Source organism: Streptomyces sp. NPDC101181 (assembly GCF_044767975.1).
Taxonomy (GTDB): Bacteria; Actinomycetota; Actinomycetes; order Streptomycetales; family Streptomycetaceae; genus Streptomyces.
Genome location: NZ_JBIWOX010000003.1, coordinates 105,266 through 127,356 on the forward strand (window position 1 = coordinate 105,266; position 22,091 = coordinate 127,356).

At 71.7% G+C, this 22,091-nt stretch carries 20 protein-coding genes; 9 read left to right on the forward strand and 11 right to left on the reverse strand.

All coding sequences use genetic code 11. The annotated features are described in order from the left end of the window. The first annotated feature begins 170 nt into the window (after positions 1 to 170). From ACIRRU_RS07125 to ACIRRU_RS07135, 3 genes are all read left to right on the forward strand, one after another. Positions 171 to 1,955: a DEAD/DEAH box helicase gene (locus tag ACIRRU_RS07125; protein WP_403677240.1), complete on the forward strand. Its 1,785-nt coding sequence runs from the start codon at positions 171 to 173 to the stop codon at positions 1,953 to 1,955. Between the two features lie 576 nt (positions 1,956 to 2,531). Beyond that, positions 2,532 to 3,176: an IclR family transcriptional regulator gene (locus ACIRRU_RS07130; RefSeq protein ID WP_403677241.1), complete on the forward strand. Its 645-nt coding sequence runs from the start codon at positions 2,532 to 2,534 to the stop codon at positions 3,174 to 3,176. Between the two features lie 195 nt (positions 3,177 to 3,371). Beyond that, on the forward strand, positions 3,372 to 4,160 hold the full coding sequence (locus ACIRRU_RS07135; protein ID WP_403677244.1) for a S16 family serine protease: 789 nt from the start codon (positions 3,372 to 3,374) through the stop codon (positions 4,158 to 4,160). A gap of 153 nt (positions 4,161 to 4,313) precedes the next feature. Here the strand turns inward: ACIRRU_RS07135 and ACIRRU_RS07140 are convergent, their stop codons facing one another. The 7 genes from ACIRRU_RS07140 to ACIRRU_RS07170 form a co-directional block, all read right to left on the reverse strand. Beyond that, on the reverse strand, positions 4,314 to 4,532 hold the full coding sequence (locus ACIRRU_RS07140) for a hypothetical protein (protein WP_403677246.1): 219 nt from the start codon (positions 4,530 to 4,532) through the stop codon (positions 4,314 to 4,316). 43 nt (positions 4,533 to 4,575) lie between these two features. Then, complete coding sequence (locus ACIRRU_RS07145) at positions 4,576 to 5,223, reverse strand: ArsR/SmtB family transcription factor (protein ID WP_403677249.1); 648 nt, start codon at positions 5,221 to 5,223, stop codon at positions 4,576 to 4,578. A gap of 89 nt (positions 5,224 to 5,312) precedes the next feature. Continuing rightward, a complete protein-coding gene (locus tag ACIRRU_RS07150; protein ID WP_403677850.1) occupies positions 5,313 to 6,203 on the reverse strand; it encodes a glycine betaine ABC transporter substrate-binding protein in 891 nt (296 codons plus the stop codon). A gap of 89 nt (positions 6,204 to 6,292) precedes the next feature. After that, positions 6,293 to 7,162, reverse strand: coding sequence for an ABC transporter permease (locus ACIRRU_RS07155; protein WP_403677252.1), 870 nt, complete (start codon positions 7,160 to 7,162; stop codon positions 6,293 to 6,295). Continuing rightward, complete coding sequence (locus ACIRRU_RS07160; RefSeq protein ID WP_403677255.1) at positions 7,159 to 8,418, reverse strand: betaine/proline/choline family ABC transporter ATP-binding protein; 1,260 nt, start codon at positions 8,416 to 8,418, stop codon at positions 7,159 to 7,161. The genes ACIRRU_RS07155 and ACIRRU_RS07160 overlap by 4 nt, the downstream gene beginning before the upstream one ends. Continuing rightward, on the reverse strand, positions 8,411 to 9,058 hold the full coding sequence (locus tag ACIRRU_RS07165; RefSeq protein ID WP_363199758.1) for an ABC transporter permease: 648 nt from the start codon (positions 9,056 to 9,058) through the stop codon (positions 8,411 to 8,413). Before ACIRRU_RS07165 ends, ACIRRU_RS07160 begins: the two co-directional genes overlap by 8 nt. 61 nt (positions 9,059 to 9,119) lie before the next feature. Continuing rightward, positions 9,120 to 9,593 carry an Lrp/AsnC family transcriptional regulator gene (locus tag ACIRRU_RS07170; RefSeq protein ID WP_363199757.1) on the reverse strand — a complete coding sequence of 158 codons (474 nt, stop codon included), beginning with the start codon at positions 9,591 to 9,593 and terminating at the stop codon, positions 9,120 to 9,122. 122 nt (positions 9,594 to 9,715) lie between these two features. On the opposite strand from ACIRRU_RS07170, the gene hppD reads away from it, so the two are divergent. Further along, entirely contained in the window at positions 9,716 to 10,861 is a 1,146-nt protein-coding gene (gene hppD / locus ACIRRU_RS07175) for a 4-hydroxyphenylpyruvate dioxygenase (RefSeq protein WP_403677258.1), read from the forward strand. 88 nt (positions 10,862 to 10,949) lie between these two features. Here the strand turns inward: hppD and ACIRRU_RS07180 are convergent, their stop codons facing one another. Beyond that, positions 10,950 to 12,677, reverse strand: coding sequence for a tetratricopeptide repeat protein (locus ACIRRU_RS07180; RefSeq protein WP_403677261.1), 1,728 nt, complete (start codon positions 12,675 to 12,677; stop codon positions 10,950 to 10,952). 98 nt (positions 12,678 to 12,775) lie between these two features. Here ACIRRU_RS07180 and ACIRRU_RS07185 point away from each other — a divergent pair, with 98 nt between their 5' ends. After that, positions 12,776 to 14,143 carry an FAD-binding oxidoreductase gene (locus tag ACIRRU_RS07185; protein ID WP_403677263.1) on the forward strand — a complete coding sequence of 456 codons (1,368 nt, stop codon included), beginning with the start codon at positions 12,776 to 12,778 and terminating at the stop codon, positions 14,141 to 14,143. A 22-nt stretch (positions 14,144 to 14,165) separates the two neighbouring features. Here the strand turns inward: ACIRRU_RS07185 and ACIRRU_RS07190 are convergent, their stop codons facing one another. Beyond that, on the reverse strand, positions 14,166 to 14,648 hold the full coding sequence (locus ACIRRU_RS07190; RefSeq protein ID WP_363199754.1) for an SsgA family sporulation/cell division regulator: 483 nt from the start codon (positions 14,646 to 14,648) through the stop codon (positions 14,166 to 14,168). Positions 14,649 to 14,895: 247 nt separating this feature from the next. Here ACIRRU_RS07190 and ACIRRU_RS07195 point away from each other — a divergent pair, with 247 nt between their 5' ends. After that, a complete protein-coding gene (locus ACIRRU_RS07195) occupies positions 14,896 to 16,698 on the forward strand; it encodes an RDD family protein (protein WP_403677265.1) in 1,803 nt (600 codons plus the stop codon). A 136-nt stretch (positions 16,699 to 16,834) separates the two neighbouring features. Beyond that, positions 16,835 to 17,485 (forward strand): RDD family protein, encoded by a 651-nt coding sequence (locus ACIRRU_RS07200; protein WP_363199752.1) that lies wholly within the window; start codon positions 16,835 to 16,837, stop codon positions 17,483 to 17,485. A 20-nt stretch (positions 17,486 to 17,505) separates the two neighbouring features. Here ACIRRU_RS07200 and ACIRRU_RS07205 read toward each other — a convergent pair whose 3' ends face one another. After that, positions 17,506 to 17,838 carry a hypothetical protein gene (locus ACIRRU_RS07205; protein WP_403677268.1) on the reverse strand — a complete coding sequence of 111 codons (333 nt, stop codon included), beginning with the start codon at positions 17,836 to 17,838 and terminating at the stop codon, positions 17,506 to 17,508. A gap of 410 nt (positions 17,839 to 18,248) precedes the next feature. Between ACIRRU_RS07205 and ACIRRU_RS07210 the strand changes: the two genes are divergently transcribed. Further along, positions 18,249 to 20,651 (forward strand): immune inhibitor A domain-containing protein, encoded by a 2,403-nt coding sequence (locus ACIRRU_RS07210; protein ID WP_403677271.1) that lies wholly within the window; start codon positions 18,249 to 18,251, stop codon positions 20,649 to 20,651. A 250-nt stretch (positions 20,652 to 20,901) separates the two neighbouring features. Continuing rightward, positions 20,902 to 21,261 carry a hypothetical protein gene (locus ACIRRU_RS07215; protein WP_403677853.1) on the forward strand — a complete coding sequence of 120 codons (360 nt, stop codon included), beginning with the start codon at positions 20,902 to 20,904 and terminating at the stop codon, positions 21,259 to 21,261. A gap of 85 nt (positions 21,262 to 21,346) precedes the next feature. On the opposite strand, the gene ACIRRU_RS07220 is transcribed toward ACIRRU_RS07215, so the two are convergent. After that, on the reverse strand, positions 21,347 to 21,934 hold the full coding sequence (locus ACIRRU_RS07220) for an isochorismatase family protein (RefSeq protein WP_363199748.1): 588 nt from the start codon (positions 21,932 to 21,934) through the stop codon (positions 21,347 to 21,349). Positions 21,935 to 22,091 lie beyond the last annotated feature (157 nt).

The window sequence follows — 22,091 nt, forward strand, 5'->3', positions numbered from 1 at the left end:
GGGGACGCGATGTGAACACCGTCTCGTCGGGCCCCGGCGCGGCTTGTTCGTACGGGATATCAACCGGGCCCCCGGTAGGGTGGCCCGGTTGTCGTATCGCGGCCGGGGTCCGACGGGCCCGCGTCCGGCCGGCAGCGCCCTACGTACCCGAGAGCCCCGAACCGGAGACCGTGACTACTACCACCGCCTCCCACCACCTCTCACCCGCCTTCCCCGGCCGCGCCCCCTGGGGCACCGCCAACAAGCTGCGAGCCTGGCAGCAAGGCGCCATGGAGAGGTACGTCCAGGAGCAGCCGCGCGACTTCCTCGCCGTCGCCACCCCCGGTGCGGGCAAGACCACGTTCGCGCTGACCCTCGCCTCGTGGCTGCTGCACCACCACGTCGTGCAGCAGGTCACCGTCGTGGCCCCGACCGAGCACCTCAAGAAGCAGTGGGCGGAGGCCGCCGCCCGGATAGGGATCAAGCTCGACCCCGACTACAGCGCCGGTCCGCTGAGCAAGGAGTACCACGGGGTCGCCGTGACGTACGCCGGTGTCGGGGTCCGTCCGATGCTGCACCGCAACCGCTGTGAGCAGCGCAAGACCCTGGTGATCCTGGACGAGATCCACCACGCCGGAGACTCCAAGTCCTGGGGCGAGGCGTGCCAGGAGGCGTTCGACCCGGCGACCCGGCGGCTCGCGCTGACCGGTACGCCGTTCCGGTCGGACACCAACCCCATCCCGTTCGTCCAGTACGAGGAGGGCAACGACGGCATCCGCCGGTCCTCCGCCGACTACACCTACGGCTACGGCAACGCGCTCGCCGACGGCGTCGTGCGGCCCGTGATCTTCCTCAGCTACAGCGGGAACATGCGCTGGCGCACCAAGGCCGGGGACGAGATCGCCGCCCGGCTGGGCGAGCCGATGACCAAGGACGCCATCGGCCAGGCCTGGCGAACCGCGCTCGCGCCCACCGGCGATTGGATCCCCAACGTGCTCGCCGCCGCCGACAAGCGGCTCACCGAGGTCCGCAAGGGCATCCCCGACGCGGGCGGGCTCGTCATCGCGACCGACCAGGAGTCGGCGCGCGCCTACGCCAAGATCCTCAAGAAGGTCACCGGGCAGTCCGCGACCGTGGTCCTCTCCGACGAGAAGGCCGCCTCGAAGAAGATCGACCAGTTCAGCGCCGACGAGTCGCGCTGGATGGTGGCGGTCCGGATGGTGTCCGAGGGCGTCGACGTGCCACGGCTCGCCGTGGGCGTGTACGCGACCACCATCTCCACGCCCCTCTTCTTCGCCCAGGCCGTCGGGCGCTTCGTGCGCTCCCGCCGCCGTGGCGAGACCGCGTCCGTCTTCGTGCCGACCATCCCCATGCTGCTGGACTTCGCCAACGAGATGGAGGTCGAGCGCGACCACGTCCTCGACAAGCCGAAGAAAGGCAGCGACGAGGAGAACCCCTTCTCGGAGGAGGACAAGCTCCTCGCCGACGCCGAGCGGCTGGAGGACGAGGAGACCGAGGACCAACTCCCCTTCGAGGCCCTGGAGTCCGACGCGGTCTTCGACCGGGTGCTGTACGACGGCGCCGAGTTCGGCATGCAGGCCCACCCCGGCAGCGAGGAGGAGCAGGACTACCTGGGTATCCCCGGACTCCTGGAACCCGACCAGGTCCAGCTCCTCCTCCAGAAGCGGCAGAGCCGGCAGATCGCGCACAGCCGCCAGAAGCCGGCGGAGGACGCCGACCTCCTGGAGAAGCCCGCGGACGCGCGGCCCGTCGTCACCCACAAGCAGCTGCTGAGCCTGCGCAAGCAGCTCAACACGATGGTCTCCGCCTACACCCACCAGAGCGGCAAGCCGCACGGCGTCATCCACAACGAGCTGCGCCGGGTCTGCGGCGGCCCGCCCAGCGCCGAGGCGACCGCCAACCAGATCCAGCAGCGCATCGCCAAGGTCCAGGAGTGGGCGACCCGGATGACGTGACCCGGGCCCTCCGTCCCCTCCGTCTCCACCGTCCCTGTCCCGGTGGCACGTGCTCTCTGCTCCCGGGCTTGCGCGTGCTCCCTGTTTCCCGGCGGCCGTACGGAGGGTTGTACGCGGCCCGTGCGGTGGGTCGTCCGCGGCTCGTACGGTGGGTTCTTCCGCCGTGCGGGCCGCGCCGCCGTCACGCCGAACTCCCGGGTGGCTCGCCGGAAATTTCCGAGGCTCCGTTCACCCGCCGTTAACGCTGGTTCACCTGCGGAAACGTGGGCGGCGCCACGGTGTCGTGACACGTGAACGCGCGTAGATGTTCGCTTTCCGGACGGCGCGCCGCTGACCGGCGCTTATGTCCGGGCGGTACCGGTCCCCCGTATCCGGAGACCGGATTCTGGACGAGGACTTCCGCTGAGCGGACCGGCTCGCTACTGTCCCGGCCATATGAACGCCCCGTGGCAACGCCGCCGCGGAGCGCAGCCGGTGCCTGCCAGACCGGCGGCCTCTTCGTGCGTCGCCGCTGGGACCGGCGTCGCAACCGCCGGAGCCGGCCGTCGTCGCTCACCCCGAAGAGGAGAGGGCGTCGTGACCGCGGAGACCTCCCAGACGCTCGACCGAGGACTGCGCGTCCTCAAACTGCTCGCCGACACCGATCACGGCCTGACCGTCACCGAGTTGTCCAACAAACTCGGCGTCAACCGGACCGTCGTCTACCGGCTGCTCGCCACCCTGGAGCAACACGCCCTGGTCCGCCGTGACCTCGGCGGCCGCGCCCGGGTCGGCCTCGGTGTGCTGCGGCTGGGACGGCAGGTGCACCCGCTCGTCCGGGAGGCCGCGCTGCCCGCGCTGCGGGCTCTGGCCGAGGACATCGGGGCCACCGCCCACCTCACCCTCGTCGACGGCAGCGACGCCCTCGCGGTCGCCGTCGTCGAGCCCACCTGGACCGACTACCACGTGGCCTACCGCGCCGGGTTCCGTCACCCGCTGGACCGGGGCGCGGCGGGCCGGGCCATCCTGTCCGCCCGGCAGACACCGGACGCCGGCCACCCCGGCTACACCCTCACCCACGGCGAGCTCGAAGCGGGAGCCAGCGGTGCGGCCGCGCCGCTGGTCGGGGTCTCGGGCGTGGAGGGCAGCGTCGGCGTGGTCATGCTCGCCGATGCCGTACCGGAACGTGTCGGCCCCCGCGTGCTGGACGCCGCCCGGGAAGTGGCGGACGCGCTGCGGTAGCCGGCAGGCACCTGGCGGACGGTGATCCGCCGCCCGCCGCCCGCCGCCCGCCGCCCGCTGTCTGTTGCCCGTTGCCCGTCGTGCGCCGCCTGTCGCCCGTCGCCTCTTGCCCGTTGAGCGTCGCCGTGGGGCCGCCCGCCCCTGGGGCCGGTGCCTGGCGGGTTTTCGGCGGAGCGCGCCGGTTAGATTGGGTGGGTGCTCACTCGTCTCTCGCGCCCCCGCGCGCTCGCCCTCTGCGCGCTGCCCGTCCTCGCCCTGCTCGGTACGGCGGCCCTCGCGCCGCTCCCGTTCACCCTGGCGCGGCCCGGGATGACCGCCGACGTGCTGGGCAAGGAGGACGGCCGTCCGGTGATCACCGTCACCGGTGCGGAGACCCGGCCCACCGAGGGGCAGCTGCGGATGACGACGATCCTCGCCACCGGGCCGAAGGCGGACGTCCGTATCGGTGCGCTGATCGACGGCTGGTTCCGTACGGACCGGGCGGTCATGCCCCGGGACTCCGTCTACCCCTCACGGGGCTCGGAGAAGGAGATCGAGCAGCACAATCTGGACGACATGAAGCAGTCGCAGAACGTCGCCGTCGACGCCGCCCTGAACTACCTGGACCGCGAGCCCGGATCGGTCGAGGTCGCGGTCGACCTGGGGGACGTCGGAGGCCCGAGCGCCGGGCTCTTCCTCTCCCTCGGCATCATCGACAAGCTGGACGGCGACGGTTCCGGCGGTGATCTGACCGGCGGCCGTACCGTCGCCGGTACGGGGACGATCACCGCGGACGGCAAGGTCGGGCCGGTCGGCGGGGTGTCCATGAAGACCCAGGCCGCCCATCGCGACGGGGCCTCCGTCTTCCTCGTGCCGAAGGCCGAGTGCGGGCAGGCGGAGGCCGAGCGGCCGACCGGGCTGCGGCTGATCCCGGTCACCACGCTGGGCGGTGCGGTGGACTCGCTGAAGGCGCTGGAGAAGGGCGGCAAGGTCCCCAGCTGCTGAGCCCGCTCAGCTGTCGAGCCCGCCCAGCTGTGGATCCCGCCTGCGTCCTGATCCTGCCTGCCCGGCCGCCCAACCACCTGGGTGCTCGACGCCCGGCCGGTCCCGCGTTCCCGGTCCGCGTCCCCGGTCCCGCGTCCCCCCCCGCCCCCCCCGTCAGGCCGTGCGGACGGCGGTGGCCGCGGGGGTGCCCCGGGCCGTCAGCCGGAGGCCCACCTCGATCAGCGTCCAGCCGATCCGGGTGCGCAGCGGGGTGCGGGGGAGGCGCGACTCCGCTGCCCGTGCGTGCAGTGCTGCCCGTGCGTGCAGTGCTGCCCGTGCGTGCAGTTCGGCCGCTCGGGCGGTGTGCAGGACATGGTGGATGTCGGCGTGCATGAGTCGTTCCCTTCGGTCCGTGGGCCTGGTCGGTGCGGGGCGCTCACTCTGCGGGGCGCGGGAAGGCGTGCAGGTGGGTGCGGACGACCGCCGACCCCTCGGTGTCCTCCGGAACGCGGTCCCGGTAGCTCTCCACCAGCTCGTGCATCTTCCGGGTCATCTCCAGGGCCAGCTCGGGAGTGAGGCGGATCTTGAAGTCGCTCAGGTCCCAGCTGCGCTGCCACTCCTCGGACCAGTCGCTGATCGTGCCCAGCCAGGTGTTCAGCTCCTGGGCGTGGGTGGTGGCGGTCTCGTACAGGACGAAGTCGATGGCTCCCCGCACCTGCGGGTCGGCGTGGGTGCGGAAGTCGGCGCTCTCGAACATCGAGCCGTCGTGGACCGCGCGCCACCAGCGTTCGCGGCCCTTGCCCAGCTCCGGGGCGTCCTCGACCAGTCCGCTCTCGGCCAGTTGGCGCAGGTGGTAGCTGGTCGCCCCGCTCGACTCGCCCAGCCGCTCGCCGAGCCCGGACGCGGTGGCCGGGCCGAACTCGCGCAGCGCGTTCAGCAGGTGGAGCCGCAGGGGGTGGGCGATCGCGCGCAGGGTGCGGGCGTCGACGTTGTGGATCTTCCGGCCCTCGGAGGCGCGGGCGCCGGATGCGGCACCGGCGCCCGCGCGGGGCTCGTCGGCGGGGGCGGTCTCGTTCTCGGGCATGGCCCCACCGTAGAGTTGCAAAGGTTGCTTTGCAAGGGTTTTTTGCAACGCGCTCGTGCGCGGGTTCTGCCGCCGGACCGGCCTCCGCCTCAGCCCTCCTTGATGAACCCCTCCTCCAGCAGCCAGTCCTTCGCCACCTCGTGCGGGTCCTCGCCGTCGACGTCCACCTTCGCGTTCAGCATCTGCGCGACCTCGGTCGTCAGCTTCCGGGCCACCGGGTCCAGCAGCTCCGCGATCACCGGGTACTTCTCGAAGGTGGCCTCGTGGACGACGGGGGAGGCGTTGTAGTTGGGGAAGAAGTTCCTGTCGTCGGTCAGCACGTCCAGGTCCATCGCCTTGATCCGGCCGTCGGTGGTGTACACCTCGCCCAGCAGGCAGGAGTTGGACTCGGAGACCTGGGTGTAGATGATCCCGGCGTCCATCTTCTGGATGTTGCCCGCCGGGATCTTCATCCCGTACTTCTTCTCCATCCCGGGCAGCCCGTCGTCCCGGGAGGCGAACTCGTTCTCCACGCAGATCGTCACCGCGCCCGGGTCCTTCTTCGCCAGGGCGGCCACGTCCGAGAGGGTCTTCAGCCGGTACTTCGCGTTGTTCTTCTTACTGACGGCCAGGGCGTAGGTGTTGTCGAGCGGGGCCGGCGGCAGCCAGATCACCCCGTTGCCCTTGTCCTCGTCTCGGACCGCCTCGAACTGCTTCTTCGGGTCGACGATCGGGTCCGCGTGGCCCAGGAACGTGATCCAGCCGGTGCCGGTGTAGTCCCACTGCGCGTCGGCATCGCCGTTGATGATGGCCTCACGGGCGCTGATCGACCCCGGCAGGTTCGTCCGGTCCAGGACCTCTGCCCCGGCCGCCTTGAAGACCAGGCCGGTCATCTGGCCGAGGATGATGTTCTCGCTGAAGTTCTTCGACGTCACCGTCAGCGTCGCGCCCTTGAGCGGTTCGCCCTGCCCGAGGGAGCCGGGCGACACGTCGTCCACCATCGGCGAACCGCTCTTCAGCCCGCAGCCGCCCACCAGCAGCAGGAACGACGCGGCCACCAGGACCCGGCGCCGGAAACCGTGCGTACTCCTCACCCTTCCTCCAACCCGCGCGGCGTCAGCGCCAGTTCGGCCAGCGAAGCCAGCCAGTCCACCAGCAGCGCCAGCACCACCGTCAGTACCGAGCCGATGATCAGCACCGGCATCCGCTGCGTCTGGATCCCCGAGGTGATCAGGTCGCCGAGCCCGCCGCCCCCGCCGAAGGTGGCCAGAGTCGCCGTGCCCACGTTCAGGACCAGGGCCGTACGGACGCCCGCCAGGATCAGCGGCACCGCCAGCGGCAGCTCCACCTTCAGCAGGACGCCCCGGCCGGACATCCCCATCCCGCGGGCCGCCTCGATCATGTTCGGCTCGATCGCCCGGAGCCCCGTCACCGTGTTGGACAGCACCGGCAGCACCGCGTAGATGACGATCCCGATGATCGCGGTACGCGGACCGATGCCCAGCCAGATCACCAGCAGGGCCAGCAGACCGATCGCCGGGGTCGCCTGCCCGATGTTGGCCAGCGCCGTGAACACCGGGGCGGCCTTCCGCAGCCGCCGCCTGGTCAGGGCGATCCCGAGCGGGATGGCGATGATCAGCACCCAGAAGGTGGAGATCGCCGTCAGCTTGACGTGCTGCCACCAGCGCAGCTGCACATTGCCGCCGGTCAGGGAGTTCTTCGCGATGGAGTCCAGATGGATGTTGGTGATCCAGATGTAGGTGATCACCAGGACCGCCACCAGCACCAGCGGCAGGACCAGCAGCTTGCGCGCACTGATCCGGCGCGCCGGAGCGGGCGGGGCGGGGGTGGGGTCGCTCTCCTCGTCGTGGAAGGCGTGGCCCTTGACGTCGTGTTCGCCCGGTGGCCGGGCCGGGGCGGCCGGGCCCTTGCCGGAACCGGACGGGTGGCTGGGGCTCATACTCCGCCGCCACCCCCCTCCAGCTCCTGCTCCGTCCGGTGGACGCGGGACTCCGCCAGCTCGTGCTGGTGCTCCATGGCGGTCAGCCGGTCGGCCTCCAGCAGCTCCTGCACGTTGTCCATCAGCGTCTTCATGTCGACGACCCCGATGAACTCGCCGCGCCGTCCGGTCACCGCGACCCGGCCCCCGCTGTCGGTCAGCACCGCCTCCAGCGCGTCGTGGAGCGTGGCGTCCCGGGTCACCGTGTCGTGCACCAGCTGCCCGGCCCGCGCCAGCGAACCGCGCGCCCGCATCAGGTCGCCGCGCCGCAGCCACTTGTAGGGACGGTTGCGGCGGTCCAGCATCAGCAGTTCGTTGTGCGGGCCGTTGCGCAGCTTGTTGAAGACCGTCTGGAGCGGGTCCTCGACCGTCACCGTGGGGAAGTCGGCGATGCCCACGTCCCGTACCCGGGTGAGGTTGAGGCGCTTGAGGGCCGCGCCCGCACCGACGAAACCGGAGACGAAGTCGTCCGTGGGGTTGGTCAGGATCGCCTCGGGGGTGTCGAACTGCGCGATGTGCGAGCGCTCCCGCAGCACCGCGATCCGGTCGCCCAGCTTGATCGCCTCGTCGAAGTCGTGGGTGACGAACACGATCGTCTTGTGCAGCTCGTGCTGGAGCCGGATCAGCTCGTCCTGGAGGTGGTCGCGGGTGATCGGGTCGACCGCCCCGAACGGCTCGTCCATCAGCAGGACGGGCGGGTCGGCGGCGAGCGCCCGCGCCACGCCCACCCGCTGCTGCTGCCCGCCGGAGAGCTGGCGCGGATAGCGGCCGTGGAACTCGCGCGGGTCCAGACCCACCAGGTCGAGCATCTCCTCCACCCGGTCCTTCACCCGGGACGAGGACCAGCCGACCATCTTCGGCACCAGCGCGATGTTGTCGGCGACCGTCATGTGCGGGAACAGCCCGGAGGACTGGATGGCGTACCCGATCTTGCGGCGCAGCTTGACCGGGTCGATGTCGGTGACGTCCTCGTCGCCGATCCGGATACGGCCCGAGGTGGGCTCGATCAGCCGGTTGATCATCTTCAGGGTGGTGGACTTCCCGCAGCCGGACGGGCCGACGAAGATCACGGTCTCGCCCGCCTTGATCTCCATGGAGACGTTCTCGACGGCCGGATTCGGGCTGCCCGGATACCTCTTGGTGAGGTTCTCCAGCTGGATGGTGGCCCCGGAGGTGGCGGTGCTCTCCCCCGGGGAGACGGTCTCGGTCTCAGGCACGGATCCCCCTCGGGATGGTCAGCCGCCCCAGCAGGACGTACGCGGCGTCGAAGAGCAGGGCGAGTACGACGATGCCGAGCGTGCCCGCGAGAACCTGGTTGATCGCGTTGGCACTGCCCAGCGAGGCGATGCCCCGGAAGATCTCGTTGCCGAGACCGGGCCCGGAGGCGTACGCGGCGATGGCGGCGATGCCCATCAGCATCTGGGTGGCGACCCGGATGCCGGTGAGGATCGGCGGCCAGGCGAGCGGCAGCTCCACCCGGCACAGCCGCGCCATCCGCGACATCCCGATGCCCGTCGCCGCGTCGACCAGCGAGGGGTCGACGCCCCGCAGCCCCACGATGGAGTTGCGGACGATGGGCAGCAGCCCGTACAGGGTCAGGGTGATCACGGTCGGCGCGACACCGAGCCCCACCAGCGGGATCAGCAGACCGATCGCGGCGAGGGAGGGGATGGTGAGGACGGTGGCCGTGGAGGTGATGGCGAGCGAGCCGCCCCATCCGCTGCGGTAGCTCACCACCCCGATGACCACGCCCAGCACGGTGGCGATGACCATGCACTGGAAGACCGCACTGACGTGCTGGAACGCGTCCGTCAGGAGCTGCTGGTGGCGGGTGGTCAGATACTCCCAGAAGCTCACACGGCGCTCCCTCGGTCGGTGCTCAGGCTGTCAGAGACTTCACTGCCCCCGTTTTCCGAGGTCAGTCGGTGTCCTGGGCCGCCTGTTCCACCAGCGGGATGATCCGCAGCGGAACCGGGTTCTCCATGACGATCGCCGTGGAGGCCCGGACAATGCCATCAAATCCGACAACCCGGTCGATCACCCGTTGAAGATCGGCGTTCGAGCGGGCGACGAGACGGCAGAGCATGTCGCCGTGGCCGGTGGTGGTGTGCAGCTCCAGCACCTCCGGCACCCCGCCCAAATGGGCTCGTACGTCCGCCCCTTGGCCCTGCTTGATCTCCAGCGTGGCGAACGCGGTGACCGGATAGCCGACCGCCGCGGGATCGACGTCCGGGCCGAAACCCCTGATGACGCCATTCGACTGAAGACGGTCCAGCCGCGCCTGCACGGTCCCGCGCGCCACCCCGAGCCGCCGGGAGGCTTCGAGGACGCCGATCCGCGGCTCACGCGCCAGGAGCACGATGAGCCGCCCGTCCAGATGATCGATCGCCATGGGCCCGCCTCCGGTGGTCAGCCTGTACAGATAGTCCGGCCATCATGGCCAAGCGCTGAACAGCTTGCCCAGTGAATGCGCGAACTATTGCGCACCTTGCGATGTGGGGAGAGCCTTCGAACATGACTGAGACTCTGCACACCAGCCCCGAGACCGCCCGGCAGGCCGACCCCTTCCCGGTCAGGGGAATGGACGCGGTGGTCTTCGCCGTCGGCAACGCCAAGCAGGCCGCGCACTACTACTCGACCGCCTTCGGCATGAAGCTGGTGGCCTATTCCGGTCCGGAGAACGGCAGCCGCGAGACCGCGAGTTACGTCCTGACCAATGGCGCCGCCCGCTTCGTCCTCACCTCGGTGATCAAGCCGTCCACCGAGTGGGGCGCGTTCCTCTCCGATCACGTCGCCGCGCACGGCGACGGGGTCGTCGACCTCGCCATCGAGGTCCCGGACGCCCGCGCGGCCTACGCGTACGCCATCGAGCACGGCGCCCGCGGCATCACCGAGCCGCACGAGGTCGGGGACGAGCACGGCACCGTCGTCCTCGCCGCCATCGCCACGTACGGCAAGACCCGCCACACCCTGGTCGAGCGCTCCGGCTACGACGGCCCCTACCTCCCCGGCTACGTCGCCGCCGACCCGATCGTCGAGCCGCCCGCCAAGCGCACCTTCCAGGCCATCGACCACTGCGTCGGCAACGTCGAGCTCGGCCGGATGAACGAGTGGGTCGGCTTCTACAACCAGGTCATGGGCTTCACCAACATGAAGGAGTTCGTGGGCGACGACATCGCCACCGAGTACTCCGCCCTGATGTCGAAGGTCGTCGCCGACGGCACGCTGAAGGTGAAGTTCCCGATCAACGAGCCGGCGATCGCGAAGAAGAAGTCGCAGATCGACGAGTACCTGGAGTTCTACGGCGGCGCGGGCGTCCAGCACATCGCGCTCGCCACGAACGACATCGTCGCCACCGTGCGCGCGATGCGCGCCGCCGGGGTGCGGTTCCTGGACACCCCCGACTCCTACTACGACACCCTCGGCGAGTGGGCGGGCGAGACCCGTGTACCGGTGGAGACCCTGCGCGAGCTGAAGATCCTCGTCGACCGCGACGAGGACGGCTATCTGCTCCAGATCTTCACCAAGCCGGTCCAGGACCGGCCGACCGTCTTCTTCGAGATGATCGAGCGCCACGGCTCCATGGGCTTCGGCAAGGGCAACTTCAAGGCCCTCTTCGAGGCGATCGAGCGCGAGCAGGAGAAGCGCGGCAACCTCTGACCCGCGCCTTCCGGGCGTGGAAACGCCGCCGCGGTCCGGTGCAGTACCCCGGGCCGCGGCGGCGTCCGCCGTTCCCGCGCGGAAGTATCTACGCGCCCGGCGCGGCCCCCTGTGTACCGGCTTTCCCGGGCTCCTTCGCCTCCTCGGGCTCCCGCGCCCGCTCCGAGGCGGCGGGGGAGGGGGACTTCGCGGGGGCCGTGCGCGACGGAGCCGGTGCCGGGGCCTCGGGCTTCTCCCGCCCCGGCTTCTTCTCCGGCTCGGGCTTCGGCTCCGGCTCCGGCTTTCGCTCGGGCGCGGGCGGCGCGGGCGGCGGCGGGGGCGGAGGCGGCGGCTGCATGTCACCGGGACCGCCGTTCGGCGGGTCGCCGAGCGCCTCCAGGGCCTCCCGCGCCAGCGGTGCGGCCAGCGGGGAGAACTCCGGATTCGTGCGCAGCGCCTCCTCCAGATGGCGGCGGGCCGGACCGTAGTCCGCCAGCTCCCGCTGGATCACCCCCAGGTGGTACGCGTACGAAGCGTCCCGCACCCCCGAGTCGACGGCCCGCTCCGCGTACTCCAGACCCTCCCGCGACCGACCCGCCCGGTGCAGCGCCCAGCCGAGCGCGTCCGCCACCGCGGCACTGCGGTGCTGCCCCCGCCACTGGGCGCGCAGCAGTTCCACCGCCGCCCGCGGATCGCCGTGGTCGCTCTCGTACCGGGCCAGCAGCAGCGACTCGTCCACCCCGGCCCTCTTCGCCGCGGCCACCGACTCCCGCAGCTCCGCGTACTGGGTACGGGCGTCGCCGTCCAGGCCCTGCGCCTCGTACAGCTCACCCAGTTCGAGGACGTACACCGGGCGCGGCAGCTTCTCGATCGCGCTCTGGTAGGCGGCCAGCGCCTCGTCGGCCCGGTCCAGCGCCGTCAGCGCGCGGGCCTTCCCGGCGAGCGACGCGTGGTGACCGGGGTCCGTGCGCAGCGCCGCCCCGTACTGCGCCAGCGCCTCCTCCGGTTCGCCCCGCTCCCGGGCCAGCTCGCCCAGCCGGTGCAGCGCCTCGGCCTTCTCGGCGGGCTGCGTCGCCCGGTCCGCCGCCTCCCGCGCGGCGGCCAGCGCGTCCTCGCGCCAGCCCTGGCCCCGGTACACCTCGGCGGTCCGGGCCAGCGCCGGGACGCCCTTGCGCAGCTCGCCGAACTTCTCCGCCGCCGCGGTCGCCGCCTTCTGGTCCCCGAGCCCGGTGTACGCGTCGATGAGGACCGGGTACACGCTCCATACATCCGGCTGCTGCTTCCGCACCGTCTCGCCCCACCGCTTGCCGGCCAGGAAGTCGTGGCGGGCGTTGGCCAGCGCCGCGAGACCCACCCACGCCGCCCCGTTGCCCCGCTCGCCCGGCCGTACCTCCAGCGAGCGCTTCAGCGCCTGCTCGGCGCGCGCGTAGTACGCCGGGTCCGCCGAGCGCCGCGCCCACTCCACGTACGCCGTGCCGAGCGTCGCCCAGGACGGGGCGTCCGAGGGGTGCGCCTCCACCCACTTCCGCCGGTCCCCGATCAGCGCGGTCAGGTCCGAGAGCGCCGCGGGAGAGCCCGCGGTCGCCGCCGCCTCGGCCCGCTCCACCGGCCCCGGCTCCTTCGCCGCGTCCTTCTCGTCGTCCCCCGCCACCAGCGCCCCGGCCAGCAGCACCCCGGCGGCGACCGCCCCGAAAGCGGCGCGGCGCAAGGTGGTCCGCAGCGTGGGAGGCGGCGGGGGAACGGCGGTGGCGCCTTCGGCGGGCAGGGCGTAGAGGTCGTGCGGGGACGGCTCTGGCGTCCGGCGGGACTCGGGATCCTGCTGGGGCGTGACATCCATGGCCATCACTGTGCGTCAGTCATACGAGCACACCGCGCCTTGGGTTCGCTGCCGCTCACGGGTTCACACCATTGGCCCCGGAGTGCCACGCTGGAAACATGAGCGATCTCCTCGAACGGCTGCGCGCGGAACTGCCCCCCGAGGCCCTGATCACCGATCCGGACGTCACCGCGTCCTACGCGCACGACATGGCGAGCTTCTGCGAGGCGGGCGTCCCGGCCGTCGTCGTCCTCCCGCGCACGGTCGAGCAGGTCCAGCACGTCATGCGCACCGCGACCGCGCTGCGCGTCCCGGTCGTCCCGCAGGGTGCCCGCACGGGCCTGTCCGGCGCGGCCAACGCCTCGGACGGCTGCATCGTGCTCTCCCTGGTGAAGATGGACCGCATTCTGGAGATCAGCCCGGTCGACCGGATCGCCGTCGTCGAACCGGGCGTCATCAACGCGGTGCTCTCACGCGCGGTCGGTGAACACGGTCTGTACTACCCGCCGGACCCCTCCAGCTGGGAGATGTGCACCATCGGCGGCAACATCGGCACCGCGTCCGGCGGGCTGTGCTGCGTGAAGTACGGGGTCACCGCCGAATACGTCCTGGGCCTGGACGTCGTCCTCGCCGACGGCCGACTGCTGACCACAGGCCGCCGCACCGCCAAGGGCGTCGCCGGGTACGACCTGACCCGGCTCTTCGTCGGCTCCGAGGGCAGCCTCGGGATCGTCGTCAAGGCCGTCCTCGCGCTCAGGCCGCAGCCGCCGCGCCAGCTCGTGCTCGCCGCCGAGTTCCCCTCGGCCGCCGGAGCCTGTGACGCGGTGTGCCGGATCATGGAGCGCGGTCACACCCCGTCACTCCTCGAACTGATGGACCGGACGACCGTGCGCGCCGTCAACCAACTGGCCGCCATGGGACTGCCCGAGACCACGGAGGCCCTGCTGCTCTGCGCCTTCGACACCCCCGACCCCGCGGCCGATCTCGCCGCCGTCGGGGAGCTGTGCACCGCCGCCGGGGCCACCGAGGTGGTCCCCGCGGATAATCCCGCCGAGTCCGAACTCCTCCTCCAGGCCCGCCGGATGTCCCTCACCGCCCTGGAGACCGTCAAGTCCGCCACGATGATCGACGACGTCTGCGTCCCCCGCTCACGGCTCGGCGCGATGCTCGCGGGCACGGCCGCCATCGCCGAGGAGTACGACCTGACCATCGGCGTCTGCGCCCACGCGGGCGACGGCAACACCCACCCCGTCGTCTGCTTCGACCACACCGACCCCGACGAGTCCCGCCGGGCCCGCGAGTCCTTCGACGCGATCATGGCGCTCGGTCTGCAACTGGGCGGCACCATCACCGGCGAGCACGGCGTCGGCGTCCTCAAGAAGGAGTGGCTCGCCCGTGAACTGGGCGAGACCGGCGTGGAGTTGCAGCGCGGCATCAAGGCCGCCTTCGACCCGCTCGGCCTGCTCAACCCCGGCAAGCTCTTCTGAACCCGGCCGCCCGCGGCCGCTCTCACGCATCACCGTCCTGGGACGAGGACTCGTCCGCCGACCACGGGTCGCTCAGCCACAGGTCGTCGGCGGGCAGCGGGGCCAGCAGCTCCGCGAGCGCCTCGTCGATGCCGAGCCGCTCGCTCTCGGTGCCCGGGGGCACCACCCGCAGCGTCCGCTCCACCCACGCGGCCACCGCCGCGGCCGGCACTTCGAGCAGGGCGTTGCCGTCGGGGGAGGTGAGCGCCACGCAGACGACGCTGCGGTTGTCGACCTTCGTCGGCCAGATCCGCACGTCCCCGTGCCCGCACGGCCGGAACACGCCCTCCACCAGCAGCTCCCGGGCGAACGTCCAGTGCACGGGCGACTCGGAGCTGATGTGGAAGGCGACGTGCACGGCATAGGGGTCGTCGGTGCGATACGTCAGCCGGGCGGGCACGGGGATGGACCGCTCGGGGGACAGGACCAGCTTCAGCTCCAGCTCTCGTTCCACGATGTTCATCATGAGAATGCACGACCTTCCGGTGCTCATGGGCCGGTCCGGTGACCGTCCCGCACAAGGAGAGAGCGCCCTCCCCGCCAGCTATTACGCGACTTCTCAAAAAAACTTCGGGTCAGCTCGAAAGTGGTCCCGAACGGTCGGACCGGCCCGGGGGCGGGTGGCTGTCTGGTAGATGTGGTCCCTTGTATCGGGGCCGTCAGCCCGCATGCCGGGGACGGCCTGAGACCTCCAAGAGATACGGGACCCGCTGATGAGCGCGCCAACTCCGGCACCCGGTGACGAGAGCCCCCGCGAGGGCTACTACCCCGACCCCTCCATCCCCGGTTACGTCCGGTACTGGAACGGTGCGTCCTGGGTCCCCGGTACGAGCCGGCCCGCGCCCCAGCAGACCGCCCCCGCTCCCGCTTCCGCCCCCGCCCCCTCGGCTGCTTCCGTTCCCTCCTCCTCTGCCGCTCCGTCGTCCGCTCCGCAGGCGGGTGGGCGGACCGCGCCGGTGGAGGAGACCGGGCCGATCTTCTTCGACGAGGAGGACGACGCGGACCCGTCCCCCTCTCCCGCCGACCAGGACGGCCCCGGGTCCGCTTCCGTCTGGCAGGCGGACACCGCGCGGCAGACCGGCTTCGGCGGCGAGCGCGACCACCAGGTGTCCTGGCCCGTCCCGGCGGCGGAGCCGGAGGACCCGGGTCCGGCCGCCGCTTCCGCTTCCGCCGCCGCGGCCGTCCCCGACGGCCCGCGGGGAGCCGTGGCACAGGACCCGGCCGGGGGCGCTCTGCCGGGCATGCGGGACGGCGGCGACCGGGCCCCCGCCCCGGTCGCGGCGCGCCCGCCCGCCGAGGGCACGTTGACGATCCGCGCGTCCGGCCGGGCGTCGGGCGTGGCGGGCGGGCCCGGCGCCGCGCGGCCGGACTCCGCCCCGCCGCAGGGCCCGCGCACCCCGCGAAGCGCCCCGGCCGACCGCAGCGCGCCCGCCGACCGGAACGCCTCGGCCGCCCCGGCGCCCCGCGCGCTGACGGGCCCGCAGCACCCCGGCGCCGTACAGCCGCAGCCCCAGTCCCAGCCCCTGCCGTCGCCGTCGCAGCAACCTCAGCCCTCACCCCGCCCCGGCGCACCGGGCCCGGCCGCCGCCCTCCCGGCACAGCAGCAGAGCCAGCAGGGCGCGCAGGGCCAGCAGAGCCAACAGGGCGCGTACCCAGGGCAACTTCAGGGACCGCAGCAAGGCCGACTCCCGGCAGGAGGACCGCCCCAGAAGCAGGCGCAGCCGCAAGGACCGGTCCAGGCCCCCGCTCCCGCCCAGGCCCCCGCCCCCGCCCCGGCGCCCCTGCCTGCCTCGGCGCTCGCGCCCGCCCCGCCCGCCCAGGTCTCCGCCCCGCCCGCCCCGCACGTCCCCGGCGGCGGGTCCGCCTCCTGGGCGCAGCAGGTGCACCAACTGGCCCAGCCCGAAACGCGGCAGGCGTCGCCGGAGCCGCAGGAGGCCCAGGCTTCCCCGGTGGCCGGGGCCGATCAGCAGCCCGTCGTGCCCTGGAAGCCCCCGGCAGACGACCCCTTCCAGCAGCTCGCCCGCTCCCAGGCCGCGGTCCGGCCCGCCGGGCTCGGCAAGCGCTTCGCCGCCCGGCTGATCGACAACCTCGTGCTCGGCGCGGCCGCCGGGGCGGTCGCCGTACCGCTGAGCGCGCGGGCGCTGGACCACGTCGACCGGAAGATCACCGCCGCCGAGCAGACCGGGGAGACCGTCACGGTCTGGCTCCTGGACGGCACCACCGGGGCGCTGCTGGGCGCCCTGCTCGGCGCGTTCCTTCTCCTCGGCTTCCTGCTGGAGGCGGTGCCCACCGCCAAGTGGGGTCGCACGCTGGGCAAGAAGCTCTTCGGACTCGACGTACGGGACATCGAGTCCCACGGCACCCCCACGCTGGGGGCCGCCCTGCGCCGCTGGCTCGTCTACGGGGTGCTGGGCGTGCTGGTCCTCGGCGTCCTCAATGTGCTCTGGTGCCTGATCGACCGCCCCTGGCGTCAGTGCTGGCACGACAAGGCGGCCCATACCTTCGTCGCGGGCTGACGCGCGACCCGTCTGCTTATCGGAAGAACTGGCCGGGCGGGTGGCGACATGCCGGTCTAGACTCGTATGCCGCTCCGCGTCCCCCGAACGCACCTGAGCCGTTGCGAGCCCTTGCGGGCCGGGATGCACTGCCCCCATGAGCAACGACCAGCCGACGCCCGGCCAGCCGCCCGAGGACGACGATCCGTTCCTCAAGAAGCCGCAGGAGCCCCCGCCGCCGTCCGCGGGTCAGCCGTACGGCAGTGCGCCGCCCCCGCCGCCGCCTCCGCCCCCGTCGAACGACCCGTACGGCGGCGGCTTCGGGGCGCCCGACCCGCTGGCCGGGATGCCGCCGCTCGCCGAGCCGGGCAAGCGGATCCTGGCGCGCCTGATCGACTTCCTCATCATCTCGATCCCGCTGTATCTGATCTCGCTGCCCTGGGGCGGCGCGGTCGACGTCGGCGGGGACGGCGACAACGGCTTCAACGCGGCCTACTCCGGACACCAGTTGATCTGGTCGCTCATCGGCCTCGTGGTCTACGTCGCGTACGACACCTACTTCACGCACAAGGACGGCCGCACCGTGGGCAAGCGGCTGCTGAAGCTGCGCGTCGCGATGCTCAACGACGGGCGGGTGCCCGACACGAACGTCGCGCTGATGCGGGCCGTCGTGCTGTGGGCCCCGGCGCTGCTGTGCTGCCCGTGCCTGTGGTGGCTCATCAACATCGTGCTGATGTTCACCGACAAGCCCTACCGGCAGGGTCTTCAGGACAAGGCGGCCAAGACGGTCGTGGTCTCCGTCAACTAGCGGGCCGGGCCTGGTGCCTCTCAGCGACGCAGGGAGTGCTCGCCCGACCGCGCCGAGGACCGGGGGGCCGGGATGCGCTCGCGCGCTCCGATCCCCTCCAGGGCCCGGCGGGTACGGGCCGCGGCGGCGGTCTGCGCGGCGCTGGTGGTCGCGGCTGCCGTGCCCGCCCTGGCCCGGCCGTTCCGGGAGGCGGGCAGGGCCACGGCGGCCAGCAGGCCGAGCACGAGGGAGGCCGTGCCGATGGCGGCCACGCCGACGCCCGACTCCGTTCGGAGCAGGAGCAGCAGGGCGAGGGCCGTGACGACGACGGTGGCCGAACCGTAGGCGTACTGTGCGGCGGTCGGACGCGGCATGGCGGATTCCGTCCTCGGGACGTCGGATGGGCGGGGCGGTCGGCGCGGTCGCGGTGTCGAGCGACCCTACGACGGTGGATGCCCTACCGGGACCGGCGGTAAGCGTGACCTCACCCACGGTACCGGTGCACAGGGGGCGCACGGAGTCACGTGTCCCAGCGGCCGGACGGCTCGGCGCGCCCGGTGGCGGCGGGGCCGGGTCAGGCCCGGCCTGGTCGTTTCTTTACCGTTTCCTGATCGTTCGCATACCGGAAATCCGGTCCTGCATAGTGCACTTGGTCTGTTCAAGTCAAGGTCTGTCTTTTCTCTCATGACTCCGATCGAATGTCGTCACTTGTGACGCGTTACGCGCGCGGCCCTCTCCTTACCCCCCTGGCCGAGGCGCGGACGCCCGGGGAGGACTGCATCAAGTGACCAATCACAGACGGGCGCTTCGTACCGCCGCCGTTGTCGTGGCCATGGCTGCGACCGCCGCGACGGCGTCGACCTTCGCCACCGCCCAGGCGCATGACACCACGTCGGCTTCCGGCGCTTCCACCGTCGACCGCCGGGACCCGGCGCCGGCCAAGGGACACGTCGAGCACAACCTCGAAGGACCCTTCAGCGAGCAGCAGGCGGCGCAGCGGGAGGCCGCGCTGGAGCAGGTGCTCGCCGGGTACAAGAAGGTGGCGAACCGCAGCGGTTCCAAAGTCGTCAAGCTCGGCGACAAGAAGTACGTGGAGCTGGGACGGGAGAAGACCGACAAGATCTTCACCATCCTGCTGGAGTTCGGCGACAAGGTCGACGACACCACGATGTACGACCCGGACGGCGACGGCCCCAAGCCGCCCGTCAAGAAGTACGGCGGCACCCCCGGCCCGGCGCACAACGAGATCGCCAAGCCGGACCCGAAGAAGGACAACAGCACCGCCTGGAAGGCCGATTACAACCAGGAGCACTTCCAGGAGCTGTACTTCGGCGAGGGCAAGGGCGTCCACTCGCTCAAGACCTACTACGAGAAGACCTCCTCGGGCCGCTACTCGGTCGAGGGCGAGGTCTCCGACTGGGTCAAGGTCGACTACAACGAGGCCCGTTACGGCTCCAACTACTGCGGCCAGTCCAACTGCGCCAACGTGTGGGACGCGGTCCGCGACGGCGTGAACGCCTGGGTCGCCGACCAGAAGGCCAAGGGCCGCACCGACGCCCAGATCAAGGCGGACCTGGCCGAGTACGACCAGTGGGACCGCTACGACTTCGACGGCGACGGCAACTTCAACGAGCCCGACGGCTACATCGACCACTTCCAGCTGGTCCACGCCGGTGAGGACGAGTCCGCGGGCGGCGGCGCCGAGGGCGAGAACGCCATCTGGGCGCACCGCTGGTACGCGTACGGCACCAACGCCGGAGCGACCGGTCCCGCCGACAACAAGGCCGGCGGCGCGCAGATCGGCGACACCGGTGTCTGGGTGGGCGACTACACCGTCCAGCCCGAGAACGGCGGACTGGGCGTCTTCGCCCACGAGTACGCCCACGACCTCGGTCTGCCGGACCTGTACGACACCTCCGGCGGCGGCGAGAACTCGGTCGGCTTCTGGTCCCTGATGTCGGCGGGCTCCTGGCTCGGCACCGGCAAGGGCGAGATCGGCAACCTGCCGGGCGACATGACCTCGTGGGACAAGCTCCAGCTCGGCTGGCTCGACTACGACAAGGCCAAGGCGGGCAAGACCTCGCTGCACAAGCTGGGCGTCTCGGAGTACAACACCAAGAACCCGCAGGCGCTGGTCGTCGACCTCCCGGCCAAGTCCGTCACCACCACCGTGGTCAAGCCCGCCGAGGGCGCCAAGCAGTGGTGGAGCGACCAGGGCGACAACCTGTCGAACACCCTGACCCGCTCGGTCGACCTGACCGGCAAGTCCAAGGCCACGCTGGACCTTTCGGGCTGGTACGACATCGAGGCCGACTACGACTTCCTCTACACCGAGGTCTCGGACAACGGCGGCACCAGCTGGACCCCGCTCGACGGCACCGCCGACGGCAAGGCCCTCCCGCGGGACGCCAGCGACAAGCCGGCCCTGACCGGTGTCTCGGGCGGCCACCAGAAGCTCTCCTTCCCGCTGGACGCCTACGCGGGCAAGAAGGTCGACCTCCGCTTCCGCTACCAGACGGACGGCGGCGCGGGCGGCAAGGGCTTCACGGCCGACGCGATCACCCTCACCGCCGACGGCGCCCCGCTCTTCTCGGACAACGCCGAGGGCGACGAGAACGGCTGGACGGCGAAGGGCTTCTCGCGGATCGGCGAGTCGTTCACGCAGGACTACCCGCAGTACTACATCGCGGAGAACCGCCAGTACGTCAGCTACGACGAGACGTTGAAGGTCGGCCCGTACAACTTCGGCTTCTCCACGACGCGTCCGGACTGGGTCGAGCACTACGCGTACCAGAACGGTCTGCTGGTCTGGCTGTGGGACACCTCGCAGAAGGACAACAACACCTCGGCCCACCCGGGCCAGGGTCTGATCCTGCCGGTCGACGCCCACGCGAAGCCGCTGAAGTGGAAGGACGGCTCGCTGGTCCGTAACAAGATCCAGCCGTTCGACGCCCCGTTCAGCTGGTACCCGAACCAGGGCTTCACGCTCCACAACGCGGACGTGCCGCTGTCCATCAAGCCGAGCCTGGGCAACCCGGTCTTCGACGACCGCAAGGGCACCTACTGGTACAAGGAGAACCCCACGGGCAGTGTCAAGGTTTCTGACACCAACACCCGCATCTCCATCGTCCACGAGCCGCGAGACGGCTCCACGATGAGCCTGCTGGTGAGCCCCTCGGGCCGATAATTTGGTAAACCTCCAGGTCAGAGCATGATCGGCCGTCGCCCTCTAGCGGGCGGCGGCCGATCGTGTTTAGGTGCGTCTTGTCCCTATCCTTATTGACACGACGTCTCACGGGGGAGCGTGGAGCATGGCAGGCGGAGGTTTCTGCAAGCTGCCGAACGGCACGGTGGTGGTGGCCCTCACCCTCACCAGACCCGTCGACGGCACGGCGCCCCGCGCCGGTACGGGGGCGGGGCCCGGGGCCCCGGTCCGGGTGCTGGTGCACGCGGCGAACCGGGCGCGCGCCCTGACCAGGCTGCGCAATCTGGGGCTGCGGGCGGTCTATCTGCGCGGCAACGACCAGCCGCCGACCCCGGACGAGGTGACGGCAGTGCTGCACCACCCGGACGGGCTGCTGTGGCGGGGCGCGCCGCAGCACGCCGCCCCCGGGCGGCCGGGCCAGGTCGGACCGCAGCCGGGGGAGCCGGACCCGTCGTCGCTGTCCGCGCCCGCCCGGCTTTCCCCGCTGTCGCCGCCCGCGCTGTCCTCGCAGCCCTCCCAGGAGCTGTGGCACCCGATCCGGGCCCTCCTGGGACCGGGCGGGTACGCCGGACCCGCCCGCCCGGCCGCGTAGCCCCGGGTCGGGGCGAGCCGGGCGAGGCGGCCGGGACCTCTCGACGCGAGCTGTCGTCGGGGACGCGCCGACGGGGGGCGTGCGGCTACGCGACGACCGGCGTGCCGGAGAGCTTCACCCCGGCGGTGCGCAGCTCCTCCAGGGCCCGCTCCGTGGTCGGCGCGGCGACCCCCGCGGTCAGGTCGAGCAGCACCTGGGTGACGAAGCCCGCACGGGCCGCGTCCAGCGCGGTGGCCCGCACACAGTGGTCGGTGGCGATGCCGACCACGTCGACCTCGGTCACCTCACGGTCCCGGAGCCACTGGGTCAGGCCGATCCCGTTCTCGTCGGTGCCCTCGAAACCGCTGTACGCGGCCGAGTAGGCACCCTTGTCGAACACGGTGTCGATCGCGCCGGAGGCGACGGCGGGCGCGAAGTTCGGGTGGAAGCCCACGCCCTCCGTACCGGCGACGCAGTGCACCGGCCAGGAGTCGACGAAGTCCGGGGTGTCCGAGAAGTGGTCGCCCGGGTCGACGTGGTGGTCGCGGGTGGCCACCACGTGGCGGTAGGCGGGCTGGGCGTCGCCGATCAGGTCGGTGATGGCGGCGGCGACATCGGCACCGCCCGTCACCGCGAGGCTGCCGCCCTCGCAGAAGTCGTTCTGCACGTCCACGACGATCAATGCGCGGTGCATGGCGGGTGTCCTTCGGTGGGGAGTGAGCGGGGATGGTTCCGAGGCGGTGTGGTGCGGGGCGGTACGGGGCGGTACGGGGATCAGTGGTACGAGGACGGTGGGTGCGGTGCCGGGCCGCCGGGGCTCCCGGGGGCGGCGGTCGGCGGGCCGGGTCCCG

Coding starts and splice junctions, on each gene's coding strand:
- ACIRRU_RS07185 (WP_403677263.1), top strand. CDS start 12,776: ATGAGCGATCTCCTCGAACGGCTGCGCGCGGAACTGCCCCCCGAGGCC.
- ACIRRU_RS07155 (WP_403677252.1), bottom strand. CDS start 7,162: ATGAGCCCCAGCCACCCGTCCGGTTCCGGCAAGGGCCCGGCCGCCCCG.
- ACIRRU_RS07190 (WP_363199754.1), bottom strand. CDS start 14,648: ATGATGAACATCGTGGAACGAGAGCTGGAGCTGAAGCTGGTCCTGTCC.
- ACIRRU_RS07195 (WP_403677265.1), top strand. CDS start 14,896: ATGAGCGCGCCAACTCCGGCACCCGGTGACGAGAGCCCCCGCGAGGGC.
- ACIRRU_RS07170 (WP_363199757.1), bottom strand. CDS start 9,593: ATGGCGATCGATCATCTGGACGGGCGGCTCATCGTGCTCCTGGCGCGT.
- ACIRRU_RS07140 (WP_403677246.1), bottom strand. CDS start 4,532: ATGCACGCCGACATCCACCATGTCCTGCACACCGCCCGAGCGGCCGAA.
- ACIRRU_RS07220 (WP_363199748.1), bottom strand. CDS start 21,934: ATGCACCGCGCATTGATCGTCGTGGACGTGCAGAACGACTTCTGCGAG.
- ACIRRU_RS07205 (WP_403677268.1), bottom strand. CDS start 17,838: ATGCCGCGTCCGACCGCCGCACAGTACGCCTACGGTTCGGCCACCGTC.
- ACIRRU_RS07180 (WP_403677261.1), bottom strand. CDS start 12,677: ATGGATGTCACGCCCCAGCAGGATCCCGAGTCCCGCCGGACGCCAGAG.
- ACIRRU_RS07150 (WP_403677850.1), bottom strand. CDS start 6,203: ATGGTGGACGACGTGTCGCCCGGCTCCCTCGGGCAGGGCGAACCGCTC.
- ACIRRU_RS07145 (WP_403677249.1), bottom strand. CDS start 5,223: ATGCCCGAGAACGAGACCGCCCCCGCCGACGAGCCCCGCGCGGGCGCC.
- hppD (WP_403677258.1), top strand. CDS start 9,716: ATGACTGAGACTCTGCACACCAGCCCCGAGACCGCCCGGCAGGCCGAC.
- ACIRRU_RS07200 (WP_363199752.1), top strand. CDS start 16,835: ATGAGCAACGACCAGCCGACGCCCGGCCAGCCGCCCGAGGACGACGAT.